Origin of the sequence: Leisingera sp. S132 (assembly GCF_025144465.1) — a bacterium.
Classification (GTDB): domain Bacteria; phylum Pseudomonadota; class Alphaproteobacteria; order Rhodobacterales; family Rhodobacteraceae; genus Leisingera.
In genome coordinates, this window is record NZ_CP083553.1 from 1,717,752 (window position 1) to 1,739,004 (window position 21,253).

Sequence of the window (21,253 nt, forward strand, 5' to 3'; positions counted from 1 at the left end):
GCACTCTGGAAGCGAAGTGAGAAAGGGCCATCAGGCCCTTTCTGCTTCCGGCGACGTGCTTGACGGGTTCCGCAGTGGCTACTCCCCGATTTGGTCCATGACTGCGTCCAGATGGGAGGTCGCAAATGGCCGGGTCAGCATTGGCAGGTCTTTCACATCCGGGTCTGTGGTTTTCCCGTTGACCAGAATGATACGCCAGCCCCTGTCACGCGCGGCAAGAAGCCAGTTCCGCGCGGCAGGAACACTGAGGGAGAACGCAAAGAACACCAGCCGCGGAGGCGTCGCGCTGTCGTCCAGGAATGTATCGCAGTGCTCGATCTTGGTTTCGCTGACAACGCTCCCCAGTCCCCGGCGCACCAAGTAGTCGCTGATGTCGAGGGCTTCGAACGCGTTTTCCGTCAGAATAAGAATTGGTGCGTCTGCACCACATGGTTCAGTGCCCATAAAGTCTCCTTAGTTTTAAAAGGAGCCATGCCACTTGGCCAGCCAAACTGCATTTAACTATGACATACCAGCTTGCAGTTTCCGGAAATAAATCTTGCCCTGTCAGGGCCGGTTCGCGGAACCGAGATGGTCCTTGTTAAGTTGCTGTTTTTTAAAGCATTACAGATGGTCAAATGTTGTGACCTGCCGAGGGCAGAAGCTGAGCAAGTGCCGTTTTCGTACTGTTTCGCTGACCTCATGATTTGGCTGGTGAGTTGTCACAGATTAAATGTCCCTGCCGAGGCACGCTGAAATTCTTGACCAGAACCAGTGAAACGGTCAGGGCGGACAGTCATTGTGATCCCTCCGCGAACGGTTTCAATGGAGCAGAGATGTGTCACCCTGCATATTCAACCCCGCTATTCTGCTTTAAGGAATGTTCAGCCGCGTTAACCGGGGTATTGGTTGCACTACAGGCCGCGTGTTTTGACGCCGCTATTGCTCTGAGGAGGAAGTTGAGTTGGGGCAGGAACGGGGAACAGAGAGAACTGCAAGCCTAAGCCGCGTTCTGTTGCGTTCGGTTCTAGCTGTGATGGCAGCCGCGGTGCTTTCTTTCACTGCTGCCGGCAGTCTGGCGCAATCCGCAGACGGTCCGGTTCAGACAGACGGCCAGATCGAAGTGGGCGCCGAGGCCGTGCGCGATAGTGAGATCCTCAACCGGATCGAAAAGCTTCTGGCGCAGATTGATGGTTTCGCCGCCGTGAACGTGTCGGTTTCTGAAGGTGTTGTCAGGATTACCGGGCACGTGATCGACAATGCAGCGCAGGACAGGCTGAACCAGATCATCAACCGGGTAGAGGGCGTGGTTGCGATCGAAAATGAGACTGAGATCAGCGGATCCCTGGAGGAACGGCTGGCCCCGGCGATGGAACGGATCGCAGCAAGGACACGTAACCTGCTGGCAAACGGACCGATTTTTCTTGTGGCGCTGACGGCTTTTCTTGTGGTCGCGGCGGGGGGCTGGCTACTGACCACGCGGATCGGTATTTGGACCCGGCTGGCTCCCAACGCCTTTATCGCTGATGTCTACCGGGCCGTGGCGCGCATCCTGTTCATCCTGACGGGGCTGGTGCTGGCTCTGGATATTCTCAACGCAACCGCGCTGATCGGCGCTGTTTTGGGCGCTGCTGGTGTTGTTGGGCTGGCACTTGGCTTTGCGGTGCGCGACACGGTGGAGAACTTCATTGCGTCCATCCTGCTTAGCCTGCGCCAGCCGTTCAGGCCCAATGACTTTGTGGACATCCAGGGGGACCAGGGGACAGTCGCCCGGCTGACGTCGCGTGCGACCATCCTGATCTCGCCCGAGGGCAACCACATCCGCATTCCGAATGCCACCGTGTACAAGGGCCGTATCGTGAATTTCACCCGTGATCCCCGGCGCCGTTTCGGATTTAACCTGGGGGTCGACGCGGATGCGGATCTGGCGGCGGCGCTGGCCACGGCCGTTGCCGCGCTGGAGGCGCAGCCCTTTGTGCTGAAGGAGCCGGAAGTCGGTGCCTGGATCAGCGAGGTCGGGGATTCCAACGTGGTCCTGACCTTCACCGGCTGGGTGGATCAGACCAAGGTGGATTTTGCCAAGGCGCGGGGCGAAGCGATCCGGTCCGCCAAGCTGGCGCTGGAGGCTGCTGGCTTCGGTCTGCCGGAGCCGATCTACCGTGTGCGTCTTGATGGTGCTCAGGCGGCTGTACCGTCCTCCGAGGAGCCGGTTGACACAAGACGCCCGGCCAAACCCGAACCCGCCGATTTGCCAGAGGCCGCGGATCCCGCAAGGTCAGAACCTGCCGGTGCAGAGGCTGCGGAACGGGAACGCAAGGGGCTCGATGGCGGAGAGAACCTGCTGGACGATCAGCAGCAGGTGGAGTGACAGCAGACACGCAAACTGCGCGGGCAATGTATGGTTTTACAGGACTTCGCGGAGCGGATCTTCTTCGGCGCGTCCTTTCTCCTCCGGCTGCGGTTCCAGCAGAACGCCAAGCCAAAGAAGCAGCGGCAAAGTCACGAAGGCGCCAACCGGCCCCCACAGCCACAAGCCGAAGACAATTGCCACGAAGATCAGCAGGGGATTGATCGCCATGCGCTGGCCCACGACCAAGGGCGTCACAATATTGGCCTCTGCCAGATTGATCAGCAAGAAAGCTGCCGGCGGCAGGATGGCATAGATGCCATGGAACTGGAGCATCCCGGCAATGGCCAGGCTCACAGTTATCAGCAGCGGGCCCAGGTACAGAACATAGTTCAGCAGCCCTGCCGCCAAACCCCACAGAAGAGCATATTCAACACCAAGAGCCATCATTGCGGCTGCCGTGACCGCCCCCAGTCCAGTGTTCACCAGCGTGATTGCGGCAAAGTAGCGTGCAACAACGGTATCCGCGTGCTTCAGCCGGGGCGCCATCGATCCTGTCAGCCGGTAGAGATCGTTGCGGGTCAGCGTGAAGAAAAACAACGTGCCCACAAAGATGAACACCTGGGAGACAAAGCTCGGTGCCAGCCACAGCGCATCGCCGACCGAAGGGATCGCAGTTTGCGGTTCCACAGCTTCGGCGCCAACGCTTTCTTCGATTTCCTGGCTGATTGTTTCAATGCCCCGCAGCAGAGAAGAGGCGCGGTCGATCAACCCGGCCATAACCGACTTTATGCGGGGCAATTCGTCGATCAGCACGTTGATCAAAGGTTCGATCAAAAGAAGGATGACCGCCACAAACAGCGTGCACAGCAGAAGCAGCGTCAAAGCAATGGCCAGCCGCGGCACACCGGCGCGCGCCAGCTTGTCCGCAAGCGGTGACACCACTACACCCAGCACAAGCGCAAAGCTCATCGGTGCGAGGATCTGCTGTGCCAGTTGCAAGGCAGCGGTGATGCTGATGACCGTCAGGATCATCAGCATCACGCGGACCCCCCGGCCGCTTAGGGCAGTTTTCAGGAACCCGGGCATGACCGTCAGCGTGCAGCGGTCTGCCGCGGTAGCCCGCTGTCTTCTCCATCCAGCTTGGCGCTAGCTTTGTGATACAATTTGTCCATCTCCTCCCGCAGGGCCGCTTCTGCCTTGGCTGCCAGGGCATCCCGGTGTGACCCCAGCAGTTCGTCTTCGCGGCGGGTCGGCGGCAGGAGCGAACCGATCAGCGCACCCAGGCCAAGCGCAATGGCACCGGCGGCCAGCGGGTTCCGGTCATAGAAGGTCCGGCCCTGAGCAGCTGCGCGGGCGGCCTGTGCTTCGATCTTTTCCTGGGCGTGCAATGCGGCGGTGCGCGCCTTGAGAACGCGTTTGCGGGCGGCATCGGGCAGGGCATCCAGCCCAGCATGCAAAGTCTCACGCATCTTGCTGCTGCGGACGTTTTCGTCGCTCATCCCTGTCATCTCCTGTTTCATGGCGGCATCCGCCGCGGCAACACGGTCATCGAAGCCGGTGAACGCTTTTTCCGGCGGAACCGCAGAGGTTTCTGAGGCCGCCGCCTGCGGGCGGCTGCCCGTGCCCGTGAACATCAGCGCAAGTCCAGCGCCGGTAAGCAGCAGCGCGGCCGGGTTGCGTTTGGCGGCAGACATTGCCTCCTGACCCAGCTGGCCGCCATACCCATGGGCCGTTGCTGCTAGCTGGTCTGTGACATGGCGAGGCGACAAGGCGCCGGTCAGCCCGGACAGAGAAGCTGCCAAGCGGCGCCTGTTTTCTTCGGCCTGCTGTTCGAGCCTGTCAGTGCCGGTCATGAGTGGCCTCCTTAATGCTGGCTGCATCCCGTTGGACGCTGCGGATGGTGCGCGTGGGCAGAAGCGCCTTGCCATTCAGACGTGCTCTGGCCGCAGCCAGCAGGCACGCGGCTGCCGCAATCAGCACGCCGCCGACAAGCAAGGCAGCAAGACCCGGTGACAAACCTGCGGTTGCAATCCAGGCAACCAGTGCGGCCGCGAGCACATGCAAACCGGCCAGAGCAAGTATTGCTGCGGCTGCCAGACAGGCCAGGCCGGTTCCGGCGCTGGCAGCCTTCTCCTTCAGCTCACCCTTGGCCAGTTCAGCTTCGCTGCGCAGCAAGGCTGCAAAGTGGCGGAGCACCTCAGAGACCAATTGAGGCGACTCGCGCAAATTACGATACGCCATGACCGGTCCCCTCATGTTCCGAAGTGTTATTGCGGAAAGCGCCGCCGGACGTTTCAGGTTCGCGGTCGTGTGCCTTCAGAAACCTGGTTGCTGCAAAACCAGCCAAAGCAGCCGCGCTCAAGAACAGGAGCGGGTTGCGGCGGGCAAAGGCGCTGACATCCTCAACAGTTTGCTCAACGTCAAGCGTCCGGACGCGGTGGGCGGCGTCCTCCAAATGACCGGCAACCATGTTTGCGGCCTGGGCCTGCACTGTTCCGGGTGCAAAGGCACCGGCGGCGGCATCTGCCGCACTTGCCGCGGCCTCTACCTCCTGTGCGGCCTGGGACTGGGCGGCGTCCGCTGCTTCACGGAGTTTTCCTGCCACCGCGGCCTTGGTTTGGCGGCCCAAACCAGCAGCCTGACTGCGCGCCTTTTGTTCCAATTCGGAAGTGTCCGTCATTTTCAAAGCCTCTCGGGTGTCCGTGCGCCGAAGTGCAGCGCGTTCTGCAGGATTTGACTGCGCAAGGGGGCGCCGCGGCTTGACCGTGTTATAGCCGGGCCGACGGCTGGAGCCCTTGCGGCGATCAGATATGGGCGGCAGAGGATTTGGGACCGGCAATCAGCCAGATGATGAAGCCCACGACCGGCAGCAGCAGGATCAGCAGAACCCAGAGAATCTTTGCAGCGGTAGAGGCGCTGGAGGAGACAATTTTGATGATCGCATAGATGTCTGCCGCCAGCACGAGCAGGCCGATAAGTCCATATTCCATGATCTTCTCCCTTAGGAAATTGCTTCTGCAGGATAAACGCAGGCCGGAGGGCTAAGGTTCCCTGCTGAGAGTTTTTCCGGGCTGGAAAAGGCCGAATCCTGCCGGGCATAGGAAACTGAAAAGAAAAAGCTGCGCGTCCTGCGCAGCTTTCTGATTCAAGTGGGGATGGCTAGCTGATCAGTACCGTCTGCGCAGCGCCAGACCAAGCAGCACTCCAGCCCCCAGCGCACCGGCAACGGCCAGGCCTGGGTTCTTCCTGATGAAGTCCTGAGACTGGCTAGTCAGCCGGTCGATCTCGCTCTTGCCATAGCTGAGGCCGGCCTGCAGCTGTTCCTGTGCCTGCTCAACGGCCTCTTGGGCCTGCTCTTTGGCCCGGTCAGCCAGCCGCTCGCCCGCGGGCTCTTCAGATGCGGAGTCGGCGTTGGCAAACTGCTTTGTTGCGGCTGTCTCTGTCATACTTTCTTTCCTTTGCATCTGGTTCCCGTTGCAGCGCATCGATCAGCGCCTTGTGAAGGGACAACGGTTGTGCAGGCAAAAGGTTCCGCGGCCATTGGATGCCAAAGATTCCAGGCCAAGAAAAAGCCCCCGCCTGCAAAGGGCGGGGGCGAGTTGTCGGACAATTTGGGGACGTGTCCAATAGCAGCGGCAGGCTGCTTACCTGAGCAAGACGCGCGAGGCGCAGATTGGTTCCCCAACGAATGCATTTTTTGTCATCAGCACTGCGTTTGCCGCCCAGGTAGCAAACGCCGGACCGGGATTACGCCTTTGCGCGCTGCAGCATGCCGAACAGGTCGCGCGGATCATCCGGATCTGCCAGCATATCCAGGTCAATGAAATAGTCTGTGCCCTTGATGCGGTCACGGATGTAGCGCAATGCCGAGAAATCCTCGATCGCAAAGCCGACGCTGTCGAACAGCGTAATCTGGCGGTCGCCGGTGCGTCCCTGTTTCTTGCCGGAAATCACTTCCCACAGCTCCGTCACGGCAAAATCTTCCGGCATCTGCTGGATTTCGCCCTCAATCCGGGTTTGAGGCGGGTATTCGACGAAGACGTCTGAGCGGCTGAGAATACCCGCAGCCAGTTCGGTCTTGCCCGGGCAGTCGCCGCCGATGGCATTGATATGCACACCGCTGCCGACCATGTTGTCGGTCAGGATGGTCGCATACTGTTTGTCGGCGGTGCAGGTGGTGAGAATCTGAGCGCCTTCAATGGCTTCTTCCGGTGTCTTGCAGCTGACAACCTCGATCCCGAGCCCTTGCAGATTGCGGGCGCACTTTTCGGTTGCCGCCGCGTCCTTGTCAAAAAGCCGCACGGACTTCAGGCCGATGATCGCTTTCATAGCCAGGGTCTGGAATTCGGACTGGGCGCCGTTGCCGATCATTGCCATGGTGGTTGCGCCCTTGGGTGCCAGATACTTGGCGGCCATGGCAGATGTTGCGGCAGTGCGCAGCGCTGTCAGCATGGTCATCTCGGTCAGCAGCACCGGGTAGCCAGTGTATACATCCGCCAGCAGTCCGAAGGCGGTGACGGTCTGCAGCCCCTCGGAGGTGTTTTTGGGATGCCCGTTTACGTATTTGAAGCCATAGGCCTCGCCATCGGAAGTCGGCATCAGTTCAATCACGCCGACGTCTGAGTGGCTGGCAACGCGCGGGGTCTTGTCGAACAGCTCCCAGCGTTTGAAGTCCTCTTCGACATAGTCCGCCAGATCCCGCAGCATCTGTTCGATGCCGACGTGATGAATGAGGCGCATCATGTTGTCGACGCTGACAAAAGGCACCAGGGCCTTCTCTGAGGGCTGTGTCATGCGGTTTTCCTTTCACGGGGGCTGAGGTGGATGCCTGCCAGCATGCAACGCACCGACCCGCCTGCGGTTTCGATGGTTGGAATGGTCAAGGGGAGCAGCTCAGCGCTCTGCTCAATGATGGCGGTCTGATCCGGTCGCAGCGCCTGCAGTGCCTTTGCGGAGAGCGCCAGGAGGCGTCTGCGGCCTGTCAGTTCCAGCGCGTTGCCGGCGAAACTGGCGATCTGTTCCGGTGTCAGGTCAATGACTTGGCGGCCGGTTTCCTCCAGCCTCGCCGCAACTTCCGCTCGGCGGGCGGGATCAACGATCATGTCCAGGCAGATCAGCGCGTATTCGGTGCCGATTCCCATCAGGACATTGGTGTGGTAAACGTCGCGGCCTGCATCATCTTTGGCTTCGAACACCATGGGTTCAAAATTGAAATGGGTGCAGAAGCGTTCCAGCAGCACCGGATCGGCGCGGTTGGATTTCACCGTGTAGGCAATGCGCCCGATATGGTCGAGGACCATGGCGCCGGTACCTTCCAGCGACAGGCCGTCCTGTTCAAGGCCGGAATAGTCGATCACGTCCTGCACCCGATAGTCACGCTTAAGAAGCTCAATAACATCCCAGCGGCGTTCTTTGCGGCGGTTTTCGGCATACATTGGGTACACCGCAACATGACCGCCGGCATGGGTGGAAAACCAATTGTTCGGGAACACGCTGTCCGGTGTTTCGGTGGTGGTGTCGTCGAACACATGCACCGTGACACCAGCGCCACGCAGAGTTTCCACGGCACCGTCAAACTCAGCCAGTGCCTGGGCTGAGGTTGCTTCAGCCGAGGTGTTTGCCAGCGTTTGAAAGGCGTTATCACCCTTTGTTTCCGGGTTCGAGCAGAAGTGGTGGGGCCGGATCATCACCACTGCTGAGGGGGCTTGAAGGCTGCTCACTGATAGCTCCGTGTCGGGCGGTCAAAGACGCGGCGGCCAAGCGCAGAGGCGCAGAGGTCCACCATCAGATGCGCGGTGCGACCGCGCTCATCTAGGAAGGGGTTAAGTTCAACCAGGTCCAGCGAGGTCATCAGTCCGGAATCATGCAGGATCTCGCAGACCAGATGCGCCTCCCGTACTGTGGCGCCGCCGGGAACAGTGGTGCCGACCGCTGGGGCAACCGAGGGGTCCAGAAAATCGACGTCCAGTGAGACATGCAGCATGCCATTGGCCTGCGCAACCCGCTCCAGGAAACGGTTCAGCGGCCCGGCAATGCCGTTTTCGTCAATGTGGCGCATGTCGTGGGTGAGAATGCTGCTGCCTTCCAGCGCCAGCCGTTCCTGCGTATCGACAGAACGCAAGCCGATCATGCAGACGTTTTCTTGCGGCACTGGATTGACCACCTCAGGAAAGCCGTCAAAGCCTTTGCGGCCAGTAAAATATCCTACCGGTGTGCCATGCAAGTTTCCGCTGTCGGTCGTCTGCGGTGTGTGAAAATCCGTGTGCGCATCAAGCCACAGGACAAACAGCGGACGGCCCGCCTTTGCGGCATGATTGGCGGCACCGGCCACAGACCCAAGCGACAGTGAGTGGTCGCCGCCAAGAAATACCGGCATGCCACGTTCCAGCGCGTTCTCGGCAGCCTTGGCCAGGCGGGAGGTCCAGCCAATGGTCTCGTTGCGGGCAAAAATGACGCCTTCGTTGGTATCTTCGACGTGGTCGTCCGGGATCTGGTTTCCGAGGTCTTCTACGGTGTGGCCCAGGCTTTGCAGGGCTTCGGTGATGCCCGCGGTGCGGTAGGCGTCGGGGCCCATCAGGCAGCCCGCCCGGCGTTTGCCGCTGTCTACCGGGGCGCCAATCAGGATGCAGTGTTGCGAAGTCACTGTTTTGATCTCCCAAAATCTCAGGTTTAATACTAGAAACTTCCGAAACGTGATGGAATCCAGCAATCATTTTGCCCATGATGAGGGGTAATTGATCAAAACGGGGTAAGGTATGGACAATACGGATGAGCGGCTGGTGTCAGCCCTGCGGCACAATGCACGGGCGTCGCTTTCGGATCTGGCGCTGGAGCTGAACCTGTCGCGGACCACCGTTCGGGCAAGGATTGAACGTCTGCAGGCGCGGGGGGATATCCTGGGGTTTACCGTAGTGCTGAAGGAGGATGTTCTGCGGGATCCGGTGCGCGGGCTGATGATGATTGGAATTGAGGGCCGCGGCACCAGCCGGATCACCCGGCAACTTCAGGGACTGCCGGAAGTGCGGGCTATTCATACCACCAACGGGCGCTGGGATCTGATTATCGAACTCGGCACCGAAACGCTGGAAACGCTCGATGCTGCACTCGCCAAAATACGGACGTTCGAAGGGGTCGTGAGCAGCGAAACCAACCTGCTGCTGGCGACCAAGAAAGATACCTGATCCCAGCAAGGTTTTTCAATGCGGCCAGCACTTTGGCGGCCGCATTGCAGCTTGCTAAAAAGTTAATTCTGCTTGCGGATGTGGTTTGCCGCTGAAATCCACAGCAGAGCCAGCCCAAAGGACGCGATGGCGTTCCAGCTGGCCATGGAGAGCGACAGCATCTCCCAGGGAACCTCATCACAGCGCACCAGCGGCGCGGCCATGATCTGCTCCATCAACTGATCAGGAGACAGGCCGCCGATGGGTCCGGATGTGCAAGTGCTGGGGCCTTCCCACCAGCCGCGCTCAACCCCGGTGTGATAAGCGCCGACCCCAGCCGTTGTCAGCGCGGCAAGTGCACCCAAATAGGGCAGTGCGGCGCCGGGGATAATCAGCGCAAGAAGGCCGATGCCGGCGGCTGCCGCGTGCGGGTAGCGTTGCCAGTAGCACAGCTTGCAGGGGGCCATTTCGCCTATGTACTGAAAGCCAAGGGCGCCAAGAAGCAGCGCAGCTGAGCCACCAGCTGCCAGAATGATCAGAAGCCTGTGCATTTTCAGATGAACCTCACCATCAGGAAGCCGCCGAACAAAATCACCATGAAAGCGGTGAAAACCAGCCCCAGGCGGCGTTCAATGAAATCACGGACCGGGGCGCCGAACTGCCACAGAAGGCCCGCTACGATGAAAAAACGCAATGCCCGTGCGAGGATAGAGGTGGCAATGAAAGTTCCAAGCGGCATCCCGGTCCAGCCCGACATGATGGTAATCACCTTGTAGGGGAATGGTGTAATGCCTGCGCCCAGAACAGCCCAGAAACCGAAATCGTTGAAACGGGTGTTGAACTCCGCGATGGCATCACCCTTGCCCATGGCCTCCAGAACCGGCTGGCCGATGCCTTCATAAAAGAAGGCGCCAATGGCGTATCCCAGAACGCCCCCGGCCACGGACGCAATCAGCGCCACCAGTGCGATCAGCCAGGCCCGCGAGGGACGGGCGAGGATCATCGGGATCATAAGAACATCCGGCGGGATCGGAAAAACCGAGCTTTCAACAAAAGCGACCGCCGCCAGGCACCACAGCGCCTTGGGATGATCCGCCAAGGCCATTGTCCGGTCATATAATGGTTTCAGCATGCTGGGTCCTGCGTCCTTAACGGCGTTTTCCTAGGGAGGTGGCACGCGCGCGGCGTTCCGTCAAGCTGGGCAGAGGCCGATTTTCCGGACCGGTGGATTTTCAGCGGCTGCCTGCCGTTTTGCCTCTGGACCTTAGCCGATTGCTTAGCTAGGAACAGGGCGTGGCCCAAGTGGCGGAATGGTAGACGCAGGGGATTCAAAATCCCCCGCTGGTGACAGCGTGCCGGTTCGAGTCCGGCCTTGGGTACCAATAAAAACAAAGGCCTGCAGTGTGTTCTTGCTGCAGGCCTTTGTTTTCTTCACCACCTGAGCCTCTATGGCAGCGGCTCCTTCCGGTTGGCGCCAGCCGTGCTCCGTTCCGCTGATCGGCGCGGCTGGAGGCATGCAGGGCACTGCTATGACCAACTCTTTTCCAGCACCCGAAGCCAGTTTCCATGGCAGAGCTTTGCCATTAATCTATCGCCGAAACCGTGCGCCTTCATTTCTTCGCGCAGCATCGGCAGCCCTGAAACATCCCTGATTGCGGCGGGGACGGTTGCTCCGTCAAAATCCGATCCCAGTCCAACCCTGTCCTCGCCAAGCGTACTGATAAGGTAGTCGAGGTGTTCAATCATTTTTGCAATTGGCGTGTCCGCGTCCATGCGCCCGTCTTGGCGCAGGAAAGCAACGGCGAAGTTCACCCCGACCATGCCGTCGCTGTCGCGGATCGCATGCAGTTGCCGGTCCGTCAGGTTGCGGCTGTGCGGGCACAGGGCATGGGCATTGGAATGGGTTGCGACCAAAGGTTTGCTGCTGTGGCCCGCCACGTCCCAGAACCCCGCTTCGTTCAGATGAGAAAGGTCGATCATGATATTAAGGTCATTGCATTTCTTAACCAGCCGTACGCCTTCTGCGGTCAAGCCGGGGCCGGTGTCCGGGCCGGAGGGAAAGCGGAACGGCACGCCGTGGCCGTAAATTGTGGGGCGGCTCCAAACCAGGCCGAGCGATCGAAGGCCTGCGGAATGCAGAACCTCGAGCGTATGGAAATCCGGGTCGATTGCTTCGGCGCCTTCCAAATGCATGACAGCTGCTATGGTTCCGCTTTGCATCGACTTTCGGATGTCTGCAGCAGTGCGGCAGATCCTGAGAGCGCCTTGGCGCTCAAGACGTTTCAAGATTGCAGCCTGAGCCAGCGCGATTTGAGCTGACCGCGGCCAATCCAGGGCCGGCGGCAAGGGCAGGTCATAGCTTTCGGCCATCATTTCTTCCATGAAGCTTGCGTCGGCTTCGTCCGGAACAAAGATCGCAAACAGGCCGCCTGCAAAGCCGCCTTTCCGGGCTTTGGACAAGTCGATGTGATGGCCGCCGGAGCCCATGAAACCATTTTCGTCAGCTGCGACATTGCCGGACTGGATCTGCAGCAGCAGGTCGTTATGCCCGTCGAAGATCAGGGGATGTTCCATACCGGCTCCAGTTTGCGTTTTTTGCAAGATCAGCGGCTGTCTTTCAGGCCGTAGTCCGAGAAAGCTGTCACAACGTCGGCAATCTCGTCCTCACTCAGGATGTGGGGCGTGCCGATGGTTAGGCTTGTCACGTATCCCTTTGCCAGTGTTTCTAATTCCACCATACGCCACAGGGCGCGCGGAAGGCTGTCCCCGGTGGTCACTGCGCCATGGTTGGCCATCAGGCACGCACTGCGGTGCTGCAAAGCGTGCACGATTTTGTTTGAAAGTGTTCGGCTTCCGAACAGAGCGTATTCCGCCACTGGAACGTCGCGGCCGCCAAAGGCTGCAACCATGTAGTGGCAGGCGGGGATTGCCTGACGGTTCATAGCCAGCGCGCTGCAAAAGACGGGATGGGAATGGATCACGGCATGCACGCCGGGTTTGGCCTGCAGGATTGCGAGGTGAAAGGGCCATTCGGTCGAGGGTTTCAGCTGACCTTCCGGTGCGGGGCTGCCGTCCAGCGGCATCAGAACAAGATCCTCAGGCGCCAGTTTCCCATAAGGAATTCCCGACGGGGTGATCAGCATGTGATCTCCCGCGCGAACTGAAATATTGCCGGAGGTGCCTTGGTTGACGCCGGCTTCGTTCATTTCCAGGCAGGCATCAATCATCGCCTGCCGGAGTTCGGTGCCGTCCCGGTACGGTGGTTTCATTGGCCGGCCCTTGGCATCACGCGCTCCTGGCGGCGGCCATTTCGGGGAACAGGCCTGCCAGACCCTCCTCGGATGCTTCGCAAATGCCGCGCTCAGTTATCAGCCCGGTCACCAGCCTGTTCGGCGTCACGTCAAAAGCCGGGTTGCCGCCAGGGGTTCCGTCCGGAGTCACCTGTACAGTGCCGATTGTTCCGCCTTCCGTTTTGCCCTGAACATGGGTGATCTCTCGTTCGCGGCGCTCTTCGATCGGGATTTCAGCAACGCCGTCGGAGACCGTCCAGTCGATTGTCGGCGAGGGCAGGGCGACGTAGAACGGCACCCCGTTGTCATGGGCGGCCAATGCTTTCAGGTAGGTGCCGATCTTGTTGCAGACATCGCCGCGTCGGGTGGTGCGGTCGGTGCCGGTGATGACGAGGTCAACCTGCCCGTGCTGCATCAGGTGGCCGCCTGCGTTGTCTGTGATGTAGCTGTGGCTGATCCCGTGGCTGCCGAGCTCCCAGGCGGTGAGCGCGCCCTGGTTGCGGGGGCGGGTTTCATCCACCCAGACATGGATCGGAATGCCGGTCTCATGCGCCTGATACATCGGGCTGGTGGCAGTGCCCCAGTCGACGGTCGCCAGCCAGCCTGCGTTGCAGTGGGTCAGCAGCCGGACCGGTTCACCCGCGGTTTTGCTGGCCGCAATTTGCCGGATCAGTTCCAGCCCATGCGAACCTATGCTGCGGTTGATTTCGACGTCCTCATCCGAAATCGCATGTGCCAGAGCCAGCGCGGCTTCGGCCCGCTCTGCCATATCCAGCGGCCGCAGATGTGCACGGCAGCGGTTCAGTGCCCAGCGCAGGTTGATTGCAGTGGGACGGGTTGCGTTGAGAAAGCTCCAAGCCTGATCCATGGCAGCATCGGACGGGTCCAGCCGCATTGCGAGCGCCATGCCATAGGCAGCCGTCGCCCCGATCAGTGGCGCACCGCGGACCCGCATCTCAACAATGGCATCGGCATAGTCCTGCAGCGTATCCACCTGCTGGATGCGGAACGCTTGCGGCAGCCAGCGCTGGTCGATGATCTGCAGCGCGTCCCGTTCGTGGTCCCACCACAGGGAGCGGTAATGTGTCCCGTCAACTTTCATTCTGCTGCTTCCCCTGGTTTGCCGTGGCACCGTGAAAGCGGCTGAAATTATTCAGTCACGTGTGTCCAGTGCGGTGCGTCAATGCTGCTACACAAGCATCAGCAACAAAGGATTTCAATGGCCTGAACACTCAAAGTGTCACAAGGCGCTGGCGGAGAAAGTGTCGCAGGCCTTTATTTCACCTGTTTGGAAACCGCGGGCAAACCATTCTTGCCGCTGTGCGCTGGTGCCATGGGAAAAGGTATGCGGCTGGGGCACGCGGCCGGCATTCCTTTGCAATGTGTCATCACCGATCTGCTTGGCGGCATTCATCGCCTCTTCGACGTCTCCGGGGTCCAGCGTGCCCAGCGCGTCCTGCGCGTAGCGCGCCCAGATCCCGGAGAAACAGTCCGCCTGCAGCTCTGTCCGGACAGAAATTGCATTAGACTCGACTTCGCTCACGCGGGCCCTGACGCGCTGGGTCTCGCCTAGTATGCCCAGTTCGTTCTGGACGTGATGGGCCACTTCATGGGCAACGACATAAGCGGCGGCGAAATCACCCCGCGCGCCCAGCCGCTGGCTGAGAGTGGTGAAAAAGGAAGTGTCGAGATAGACCTTTTCATCCAGCGGGCAATAAAAAGGGCCGGTTGCGCCGTTTGCGCCGCCGCAAGGTGACTGTGTCACCCCCTTGTACAGAACAAGCACAGCCGGGCTGTACCGCCGGCCAAGCTGCTGCTCGAAAATGGAGGCCCAGACAACTTCGGTATCGGCGAGGGCGACGCTGACAAACTCTGCAGCCTCCTGATCGGCTGCGGAGACTGCAGCGGGGGCGCTGGTCTGCGGTGCCGGACCCTGTAGCAAAGGTGTCAGATCCACACCGAAAAAGGCCCCTGCGACAACGATGAGCAGAAGGCCGGCCCCGCCGATCCCGGCGCCTTTGCCGGGCATCCGGCGGCCTCGCCTGTCTTCTATGTTCCGGCTTTGACGCCGCCCTCTCCAACGCATGTCATGCTCCTTGCTCTCAGGACTGGCACCCTTGCCGGGTCAAGGTAATTGCCTCGACGCCGTAATCAAACTCCGCCAAGTGCGGCGGGAGGTGCCCGCCGAATATGAAACGCCTGGCAAAGGGCGGCAGTTCCTATGGACGCGCCGGGTTTAGACCGTCCGGCATCGACGGAATGAACTTCAAGATGCGTGTGCTGCTTGCAGACGTGTGCGTAGAAAGTATTCAATGGGGTAACGATTTGGATACAGAGCGGCAGTCGGGTTTGGTGGCTGTTCAAAATTTTGTTTAATTGAGGGGCTCAAGAATGACGTGTTTCTGGAAAAGGGGCCTGACTGGCCGGACTGGGCTGGCAGTGGTTGCAGCTGTTAGCCTGGCATCTGCCGGCGCAGGATGGGCGCAGCAGCAGGGTGCCGCTCCCAAAGTGTCGGTTTCCGAGGCGGTGATCAAACCGATAAAGGATACGGCGACGTTCATTGGCCGGGGTGAGGCGATTGACAAGGCCGACATCATGGCCCGGGTGAGCGGATATCTGGAGGACGTGCTGGTCCGGGATGGTGCCGAAGTTGAGAAAGGCGACATTCTGTTCCGCATCGAGCGCAGCGCTTATGAGGCTGTGCTGGAAAGCCGGCGGGCCGAACTGGCGCAGGCTGAAGCCAACCTGGAATTGGCATCATTGGAACTGGCCCGGAAGCAGGAATTGTTCGAGCGCGGATCGGTTCCGGAAGCCGACCGTGACACCGCCCGCGCAAGTGAACTTGTGGCCGAGGCACAAGTGCGCGCCGCTGCCGCCGCGATCCAGCAAGCGGAACTGGATCTGAGCTATACCGAGGTCCATGCGCCGTTTTCCGGCCGCGTCGGGCGCGTAAAGGTCAGTATCGGCGATGTTGTCAGCCCCAGCGGATCAGCGCTGGTGAATATCGTGCGTGAAGCCCCCGTCTATGTGTCCTTCTCGCTCAACGAAAAACAATTTGTCGAAATCCTGCAGGAACTCCAAACAGAGGGTATAGACCGCGGCAATACCGAAACCGCTCCAGAGGTGTTCGTGGTGCTCCCCAATGGGGCAGAGCTGGAGGAGAAGGGACGGATTGCCTTTGCTGGCAACAGGGTGGACCCGGCGACAGGCGCCGTCACAGTGCGGGCTGAGTTCAAAAACGATGACCGGCTGATCCTGGACGGAGCATTTCTGACTGTCGGCCTCCAGTCGCAAGAGGCCGTTGACCGGATCGTTATCAGCCAGGCGGCTATCCAGCGGGACCAGCAGGGGCCGTTTGTTCTGGTGGTCAATGATCAGAACCAGGTTCAGCAGCGCTATATCGTCACCGGTGATGTTCAGGGAACCGGGATCATCGTTCTGGACGGGCTGACCAAAGGCGAAGCCGTTGTGGTCGAAGGCCTTCAGAAAATCCGTCCCGGTGTCGAGGTGGATCCGGTCATGGCAGCACAGGCAGGAGAGTAACCGATGTTCTCCTCCACATTTATTTCAAGGCCGAAATTCGCGATCGTCATCTCCCTGGTTCTGACGGTTATGGGGGTGATCGGCTATTTCGCGCTGCCAGTCGCGCAGTTCCCTGAAATCACGCCACCGGTTGTAAATGTCACAGCCAGCTACCCGGGGGCCAATGCCGAAACCGTTGAGAAGAGCGTCGCAGCGCCGATTGAGGCCCAGGTCAACGGTGTGGACGGGATGCTGTATATGTCGTCTACCTCCGCGGATAACGGCAGCTACTCGCTGGCGGTAACATTTGAGGTGGGCACCGATCCTGATATCGCCTCGGTCAACGTTCAGAACCGGGTCGCACAGGCGGTGGCGGCCCTGCCGGCAGAAGTTACGGCAAACGGCGTTGTGACCCAGAAAAGCTCTTCCAACATGCTGCTTGTGGCGGCGCTCACTTCCCCCAATGGATCTTACGACAGTGTGTTCTTGTCGAACTATGCAGCGATTAACATCAAGGACGCTCTGGCGCGCGTCAATGGAGTCGGCAAGGCGGATATTCTGACAAACTTTGAATACGCCATGCGGGTCTGGCTGGACCCCAACAAGATGGCTGGCTTGGGCATCTCACCAGGCGATGTGATCAATGCCGTCCGTGAACAAAACATCGAGGTGTCAGCAGGGCAGGTGGGCGCACCGCCGGTTCCGGGTGATCAGGTGTTTCAATACACGATCAAGTCCAAGGGCCGCCTGACCGAGGTCAGCGAATTTGAGGAAATCGTGATCCGCACCGGCGACGGCGGCAGCACAGTGCGCCTGCGCGACATTGCCAAAGTGGAACTGGGCGCCTCCAATTACAGTTCCTCCGGCTACTATGATGGCGTTCCAGCGACCATTCTGGCGGTTTATCAGGCTCCGGGGGCCAATGCGCTATCGGTGTCTGAGAACGTACTGGCGGAGATGGAGCGCCTGGCTCAGGTCTTCCCAGACGACGTCTCCTATTCTGTTCCATTCAACACCACTGATTTTGTCGAGCAGTCGCTGAATGATGTGATCTCCACCCTGATGATGACCTTCGCTCTGGTAATCTCGGTGGTGTTCATCTTCCTGGGATCCTTCCGCGCGACCATCATCCCGGCCGTGGCGATTCCAGTCTCGCTGATCGGCACCTTTGCGTTCCTGCTGGTGCTTGGCATGTCGCTCAATACAATTTCGCTCTTTGCACTGGTTCTGGCGATCGGCATCGTGGTCGATGACGCTATTGTGGTTGTGGAAAACGTCGAGCGCATAATCGCCGAGGAGGGGCTGTCACCGCCGGAGGCAACCCGCAAGGCGATGGGGCAGATCACCGGGCCGGTCATTGCTACCACGCTGGTGCTGCTGGCGGTGTTTGTGCCGGTTACCTTCATGCCGGGCATTACAGGCAAGCTGTATTCTCAGTTCGCAGTGACCATCTCTGTTGCGGTGGTGATCTCTTCGGTCAACGCTCTGACGCTGTCACCGGCGCTCTGCGCCATTGTGCTCAAAGCCCGCTCCGGCCCGCCCAGAGGGCTGCTGGCGATGTTCGAAAACATGATTGGCGGGGTTCGCAGCGGCTACCTTAGCATTGTGACCCGGCTTTTGCGGCTGCCGGTGATTGGTCTTGCGATCATCGCTGCGGTGGCCTTTGGAACCGGTGCGGTTTTCAACTCCACATCCAAGGGGTTCCTGCCGTCGGAGGACAATGGCTATCTGTTTGTTGATGTCCAGCTTCCGGACGCGGCAGCTCTGGGGCGGACAGAGGCAGTGACGCGCAGGATAGACGAGCAGATCCGCCAGATCCCGGGTGTGCAGGGAACCGTTCTGGTCAACGGTTTCAGCTTGCTGAACGGCGCCAGCGCAAACGGTGCGATGATTATTGCAAACCTGGCCCCGTGGGATGAGCGGCAGGACGCGGCACTGCAGCCGAACGCAATCCTTGGACAGATCTATGGCATTGCCAATGGCGAGGCCGCTGCCAGCATCGTCGCCTTCAACCCGCCGCCTATCTCCGGGCTTGGCATGTCGGCCGGTGTTGAGATGGCAGTGCAGCAAACCGCTGGCGGTACACCGCAGGATCTGGCGCAGTCTGTCGGCTCGCTGGTTTATTCCGCTAACCAGCGGCCTGAGATTGCCCAGTCCTACACCACCTTCCGGGCAAATGTTCCGCAGGTGTTTGTCGACCTGGACCGGGAGAAGGCCAAGACGCTGAATGTGCCGATTGCAGAAGTGTTCCAGACCATGCAGGCGTATCTGGGATCGTATTATGTCAACGACTTCAATCTGTTCGGCCGTGTTTACAAAGTGATGCTGCAGGCAGAGGGCTCTTACCGAGACAAGATCGAGGACATCGGCGGCCTTTACGTGCGGGCGCAGTCTGGCGAAATGGTGCCGTTGTCGACCCTGATCGACGTCGAGAATGTTCTGGGGCCGGTGCTGCTCAAGCGGCATAATATCTTCCGTTCGGCGACTGTCACCGCTGTTCCGGGGCCTGGACTCTCCACAGGCGACGCGATCCGGGTGATGCAGGAGGAGGCCGCAACGGCACTACCGCCAGGGTATGCATTTGAGTGGACCGGCACCGCACAGCAACAGCTGGATTCGGCTGGCATGGTCACCGTGATCCTGGCGATGGCGGTGCTGTTCGGCTACCTGTTCCTGGTCGGTCAATACGAAAGCTGGACAATGCCTGTCGCGATTCTGCTGTCGGTGATTGTCGCCCTGTTCGGGGCCGTGGCAGCGGTTGCGCTGGCGGGCAACGACATCAACCTCTATACGCAGATCGGAATGATCATGCTGATAGGCTTGGCATCCAAGAACGCCATTCTGATTGTGGAGTTTGCGATGGAGCAGCGGGCGGCGGGCCTCAGCATCCGCGAAGCCGCGCGGGAAGCGGCCAAGCAGCGCTTCCGGGCAGTGATGATGACGGCATTGTCCTTCCTGCTGGGGGTGGTGCCGCTGCTGATCGCGTCAGGTGCAGGGGCAGCCAGCCAGAAGGCCATCGGCATTGCTGTCTTTGGCGGGATGCTTGCAGCAACCGTTGTCGGCGTCATTGTCGTGCCGGTGCTCTATGCGATGATGCAAGGCATGCGCGAGCGTATCAAAGGCCAGCCGCAGATCAGCGCGGCTGAATAAAACTATGCTTCCCCGGCAGCCGTTGCGTTGCCGGGGAACTGTTTCATACTGGAGCAGGTCACTAAGCTTGAGGAACTGGTGGCTCAGGCCGCCTGACGCGCTCTCAATCCGCGTTCATGCGCTTCGGCCAGGATCAATTCCCACTTGCGGGGCGTGCACCGGAATTCGGGCTCCACGTCGCATGTCAACGGCGCGCTGATTTCCCGTGGAAGCCGGCGGGCCTGAGCCGATACACACCGCTCCAAAGCCCAAAAGTCCGTCAGGGACGGATTGCTGAAAATTACTTGGCTCAGCAGCATTGCTGCAAGCTCCCTGTCAATTGCTGGTAACGGCCCCGGCGTTTCTTAAACCGTGGCTCAAATTTTTTTATGGGCTGTTTGATAGCCATGTTGCGGCGGTTTGTCACCTGTTGATTATCAGCATGCGAAAAAACGCCGAAGATCAGCGTGCAGCGGAGTTTAGGCCGCCGGTACCGAAATGAGACAGATGAGAATCGCGCGCAACTCATCTTCACCTGCAAGAAAAAACTTTGCGCTGAAACCCCGCGGAAGGGCGGAGCGTTTGCGGGGAAAAATATCTAACTGGCGTCAATAACGGGAAAAAAGGTCCCAAAGAGGGTGCGTCAATAAATAGCAGTCTTGACTTGGGGAGGTGGCAATGAAACCCTTCTGCGCGTGCAAAATAATCCGCACACAGCTTGCCTGACGGGCCGGAACTGACCTCTGCAGAACAACTGCAGGCATGTAATCCAGGCGGACACGGACAAGCTGCAATTCATAAGACAAGTGGGAGAGACTTGATCATGAAACACACCAAGCTGGCTATCGGTGCATTGGTGGCGGCGTCCTTTTCGGCGCCTGCAGCATTTGCTCAGGAATATATCACCATCGGCACCGGCGGCGTGACCGGCGTGTATTACCCGACCGGCGGCGCCATTTGCCGTCTGGTGAACAAGGGCCGCAAGGAGCACGGCTTCAAATGCGCCGTCGAATCCACCGGCGGTTCGGTCTACAACATCAACACCATCCGTGAAGGCGAATTGCAGTTCGGTGTTGCCCAGTCTGACTGGCAGTACCACGCCTACAACGGCTCTTCCAAGTTTGAGGAAGCCGGTGCCTTCGAAGGTCTGCGCGCCGTGTTCTCAGTCCACCCGGAACCCTTCACCGTTGTGGCCCGTTCTGACGCAGGTATCTCCACGTTTGATGACCTCAAAGGTAAGCGCGTCAACATCGGCAACCCGGGCTCCGGCCAGCGCGGCACCATGGAAGTGCTGATGGAAGCCAAGGGCTGGGGCATGGAAGATTTTGCCCTGGCGACCGAACTGAAGGCGGCGGAGCAGTCCGCGGCGCTCTGCGACAACCAGATCGACGCGATGATCTACACCGTTGGCCACCCGTCCGGCTCCATCCAGGAAGCCACCACTGCCTGTGACTCGGTTCTGGTGACCGTTGACGGCGAAGCGGTTGAGAAACTGGTTGCCGACAATTCCTTCTACCGCACCGCAACCATCCCGGGCGGCATGTACCGCGGGTCCGACAACGACACCAGCACCTTTGGTGTAGGCGCAACCTTCGTGACCTCCGCTGACGTTTCTGAGGATGCTGTGTACGCAGTGGTCAGCTCGGTCTTCGAAAACTTCGAAGCCTTCCAGAAGCTGCACCCGGCCTTTGCCAACCTGAAACCGGAAGAGATGATTGCGGACGGCCTGTCTGCGCCGCTGCATCCGGGCGCTGCCAAATACTACAAAGAAAAAGGCTGGATCGAGTAATCCGCCAGACAGCAGGAACGGGGCGCATCAGGCG

At 59.8% G+C, this 21,253-nt stretch carries 22 protein-coding genes and 1 tRNA gene; 8 read left to right on the forward strand and 15 right to left on the reverse strand.

The genetic code is table 11. The features are described from left to right. Nucleotides 1-78 precede the first annotated feature (78 nt). Nucleotides 79-444, reverse strand: a complete 366-nt coding sequence (locus K3725_RS08385; RefSeq protein WP_260018326.1) for a hypothetical protein — start codon at nt 442-444, stop codon at nt 79-81. Between the two features lie 550 nt (nt 445-994). Between K3725_RS08385 and K3725_RS08390 the strand changes: the two genes are divergently transcribed. Beyond that, a complete protein-coding gene (locus K3725_RS08390; RefSeq protein WP_260018327.1) occupies nt 995-2,347 on the forward strand; it encodes a mechanosensitive ion channel domain-containing protein in 1,353 nt (450 codons plus the stop codon). 36 nt (nt 2,348-2,383) lie between these two features. Here the strand turns inward: K3725_RS08390 and K3725_RS08395 are convergent, their stop codons facing one another. The 3 genes from K3725_RS08395 to K3725_RS08405 are packed head-to-tail and all read right to left on the reverse strand — an operon-like array spanning nt 2,384 to nt 4,570. After that, complete coding sequence (locus K3725_RS08395) at nt 2,384-3,361, reverse strand: AI-2E family transporter (RefSeq protein WP_260018328.1); 978 nt, start codon at nt 3,359-3,361, stop codon at nt 2,384-2,386. Between the two features lie 59 nt (nt 3,362-3,420). After that, nucleotides 3,421-4,182, reverse strand: coding sequence for a hypothetical protein (locus tag K3725_RS08400; protein ID WP_260018329.1), 762 nt, complete (start codon nt 4,180-4,182; stop codon nt 3,421-3,423). Continuing rightward, nucleotides 4,169-4,570 (reverse strand): phage holin family protein, encoded by a 402-nt coding sequence (locus K3725_RS08405; protein WP_260018330.1) that lies wholly within the window; start codon nt 4,568-4,570, stop codon nt 4,169-4,171. The genes K3725_RS08400 and K3725_RS08405 overlap by 14 nt, the downstream gene beginning before the upstream one ends. Between K3725_RS08405 and K3725_RS08410 the strand changes: the two genes are divergently transcribed. Next, nucleotides 4,569-5,066, forward strand: coding sequence for a hypothetical protein (locus K3725_RS08410; RefSeq protein WP_260018331.1), 498 nt, complete (start codon nt 4,569-4,571; stop codon nt 5,064-5,066). The two genes, K3725_RS08405 and K3725_RS08410, sit on opposite strands and share 2 nt — an antisense overlap. A gap of 67 nt (nt 5,067-5,133) precedes the next feature. On the opposite strand, the gene K3725_RS08415 is transcribed toward K3725_RS08410, so the two are convergent. The 5 genes from K3725_RS08415 to rocF all read right to left on the reverse strand — a co-directional run bounded on the left by K3725_RS08415 (nt 5,134) and on the right by rocF (nt 8,972). Beyond that, the gene (locus K3725_RS08415) at nt 5,134-5,319 is read right to left on the reverse strand and encodes a PLDc N-terminal domain-containing protein (protein ID WP_260018332.1); all 186 of its coding nucleotides are present in this window, start codon (nt 5,317-5,319) and stop codon (nt 5,134-5,136) included. A gap of 177 nt (nt 5,320-5,496) precedes the next feature. Beyond that, complete coding sequence (locus K3725_RS08420) at nt 5,497-5,775, reverse strand: hypothetical protein (protein ID WP_260018333.1); 279 nt, start codon at nt 5,773-5,775, stop codon at nt 5,497-5,499. 301 nt (nt 5,776-6,076) lie between these two features. Beyond that, entirely contained in the window at nt 6,077-7,123 is a 1,047-nt protein-coding gene (locus K3725_RS08425; protein ID WP_260018334.1) for an ornithine cyclodeaminase, read from the reverse strand. Then, nucleotides 7,120-8,049 (reverse strand): citrulline utilization hydrolase CtlX, encoded by a 930-nt coding sequence (gene ctlX, locus K3725_RS08430; RefSeq protein ID WP_260018335.1) that lies wholly within the window; start codon nt 8,047-8,049, stop codon nt 7,120-7,122. The genes K3725_RS08425 and ctlX overlap by 4 nt, the downstream gene beginning before the upstream one ends. Further along, entirely contained in the window at nt 8,046-8,972 is a 927-nt protein-coding gene (gene rocF, locus K3725_RS08435) for an arginase (RefSeq protein WP_260018336.1), read from the reverse strand. Before rocF ends, ctlX begins: the two co-directional genes overlap by 4 nt. A 112-nt stretch (nt 8,973-9,084) precedes the next feature. On the opposite strand from rocF, the gene K3725_RS08440 reads away from it, so the two are divergent. Then, a complete protein-coding gene (locus K3725_RS08440) occupies nt 9,085-9,510 on the forward strand; it encodes an Lrp/AsnC family transcriptional regulator (protein ID WP_260018337.1) in 426 nt (141 codons plus the stop codon). A gap of 62 nt (nt 9,511-9,572) precedes the next feature. Here the strand turns inward: K3725_RS08440 and K3725_RS08445 are convergent, their stop codons facing one another. After that, nucleotides 9,573-10,040: a disulfide bond formation protein B gene (locus K3725_RS08445; RefSeq protein WP_260018338.1), complete on the reverse strand. Its 468-nt coding sequence runs from the start codon at nt 10,038-10,040 to the stop codon at nt 9,573-9,575. A gap of 2 nt (nt 10,041-10,042) precedes the next feature. Then, the gene (locus tag K3725_RS08450; RefSeq protein WP_260018339.1) at nt 10,043-10,621 is read right to left on the reverse strand and encodes a YqaA family protein; all 579 of its coding nucleotides are present in this window, start codon (nt 10,619-10,621) and stop codon (nt 10,043-10,045) included. Between the two features lie 164 nt (nt 10,622-10,785). Between K3725_RS08450 and K3725_RS08455 the strand changes: the two genes are divergently transcribed. After that, nucleotides 10,786-10,871, forward strand: a tRNA-Leu gene (locus tag K3725_RS08455). A gap of 145 nt (nt 10,872-11,016) precedes the next feature. On the opposite strand, the gene K3725_RS08460 is transcribed toward K3725_RS08455, so the two are convergent. The 4 genes from K3725_RS08460 to K3725_RS08475 all read right to left on the reverse strand — a co-directional run bounded on the left by K3725_RS08460 (nt 11,017) and on the right by K3725_RS08475 (nt 14,865). Beyond that, entirely contained in the window at nt 11,017-12,063 is a 1,047-nt protein-coding gene (locus K3725_RS08460) for a dipeptidase (RefSeq protein WP_260018340.1), read from the reverse strand. A 29-nt stretch (nt 12,064-12,092) separates the two neighbouring features. Then, the gene (locus K3725_RS08465; RefSeq protein WP_260018341.1) at nt 12,093-12,758 is read right to left on the reverse strand and encodes a class II aldolase/adducin family protein; all 666 of its coding nucleotides are present in this window, start codon (nt 12,756-12,758) and stop codon (nt 12,093-12,095) included. Nucleotides 12,759-12,774: 16 nt separating this feature from the next. Beyond that, nucleotides 12,775-13,881, reverse strand: coding sequence for an S-methyl-5-thioribose-1-phosphate isomerase (mtnA, locus tag K3725_RS08470; protein WP_260018342.1), 1,107 nt, complete (start codon nt 13,879-13,881; stop codon nt 12,775-12,777). A gap of 138 nt (nt 13,882-14,019) precedes the next feature. Further along, nucleotides 14,020-14,865 (reverse strand): neutral zinc metallopeptidase, encoded by an 846-nt coding sequence (locus K3725_RS08475; protein WP_260018343.1) that lies wholly within the window; start codon nt 14,863-14,865, stop codon nt 14,020-14,022. 104 nt (nt 14,866-14,969) lie between these two features. Between K3725_RS08475 and K3725_RS08480 the strand changes: the two genes are divergently transcribed. The 4 genes from K3725_RS08480 to K3725_RS08495 all read left to right on the forward strand — a co-directional run bounded on the left by K3725_RS08480 (nt 14,970) and on the right by K3725_RS08495 (nt 21,219). Continuing rightward, nucleotides 14,970-15,155 (forward strand): hypothetical protein, encoded by a 186-nt coding sequence (locus tag K3725_RS08480; protein ID WP_260018344.1) that lies wholly within the window; start codon nt 14,970-14,972, stop codon nt 15,153-15,155. A gap of 63 nt (nt 15,156-15,218) precedes the next feature. After that, nucleotides 15,219-16,322 carry an efflux RND transporter periplasmic adaptor subunit gene (locus K3725_RS08485; protein WP_260018345.1) on the forward strand — a complete coding sequence of 368 codons (1,104 nt, stop codon included), beginning with the start codon at nt 15,219-15,221 and terminating at the stop codon, nt 16,320-16,322. A gap of 3 nt (nt 16,323-16,325) precedes the next feature. After that, complete coding sequence (locus K3725_RS08490) at nt 16,326-19,451, forward strand: efflux RND transporter permease subunit (protein WP_260018346.1); 3,126 nt, start codon at nt 16,326-16,328, stop codon at nt 19,449-19,451. Between the two features lie 802 nt (nt 19,452-20,253). After that, nucleotides 20,254-21,219, forward strand: coding sequence for a TAXI family TRAP transporter solute-binding subunit (locus K3725_RS08495; protein ID WP_260018347.1), 966 nt, complete (start codon nt 20,254-20,256; stop codon nt 21,217-21,219). Nucleotides 21,220-21,253: the final 34 nt, after the last annotated feature.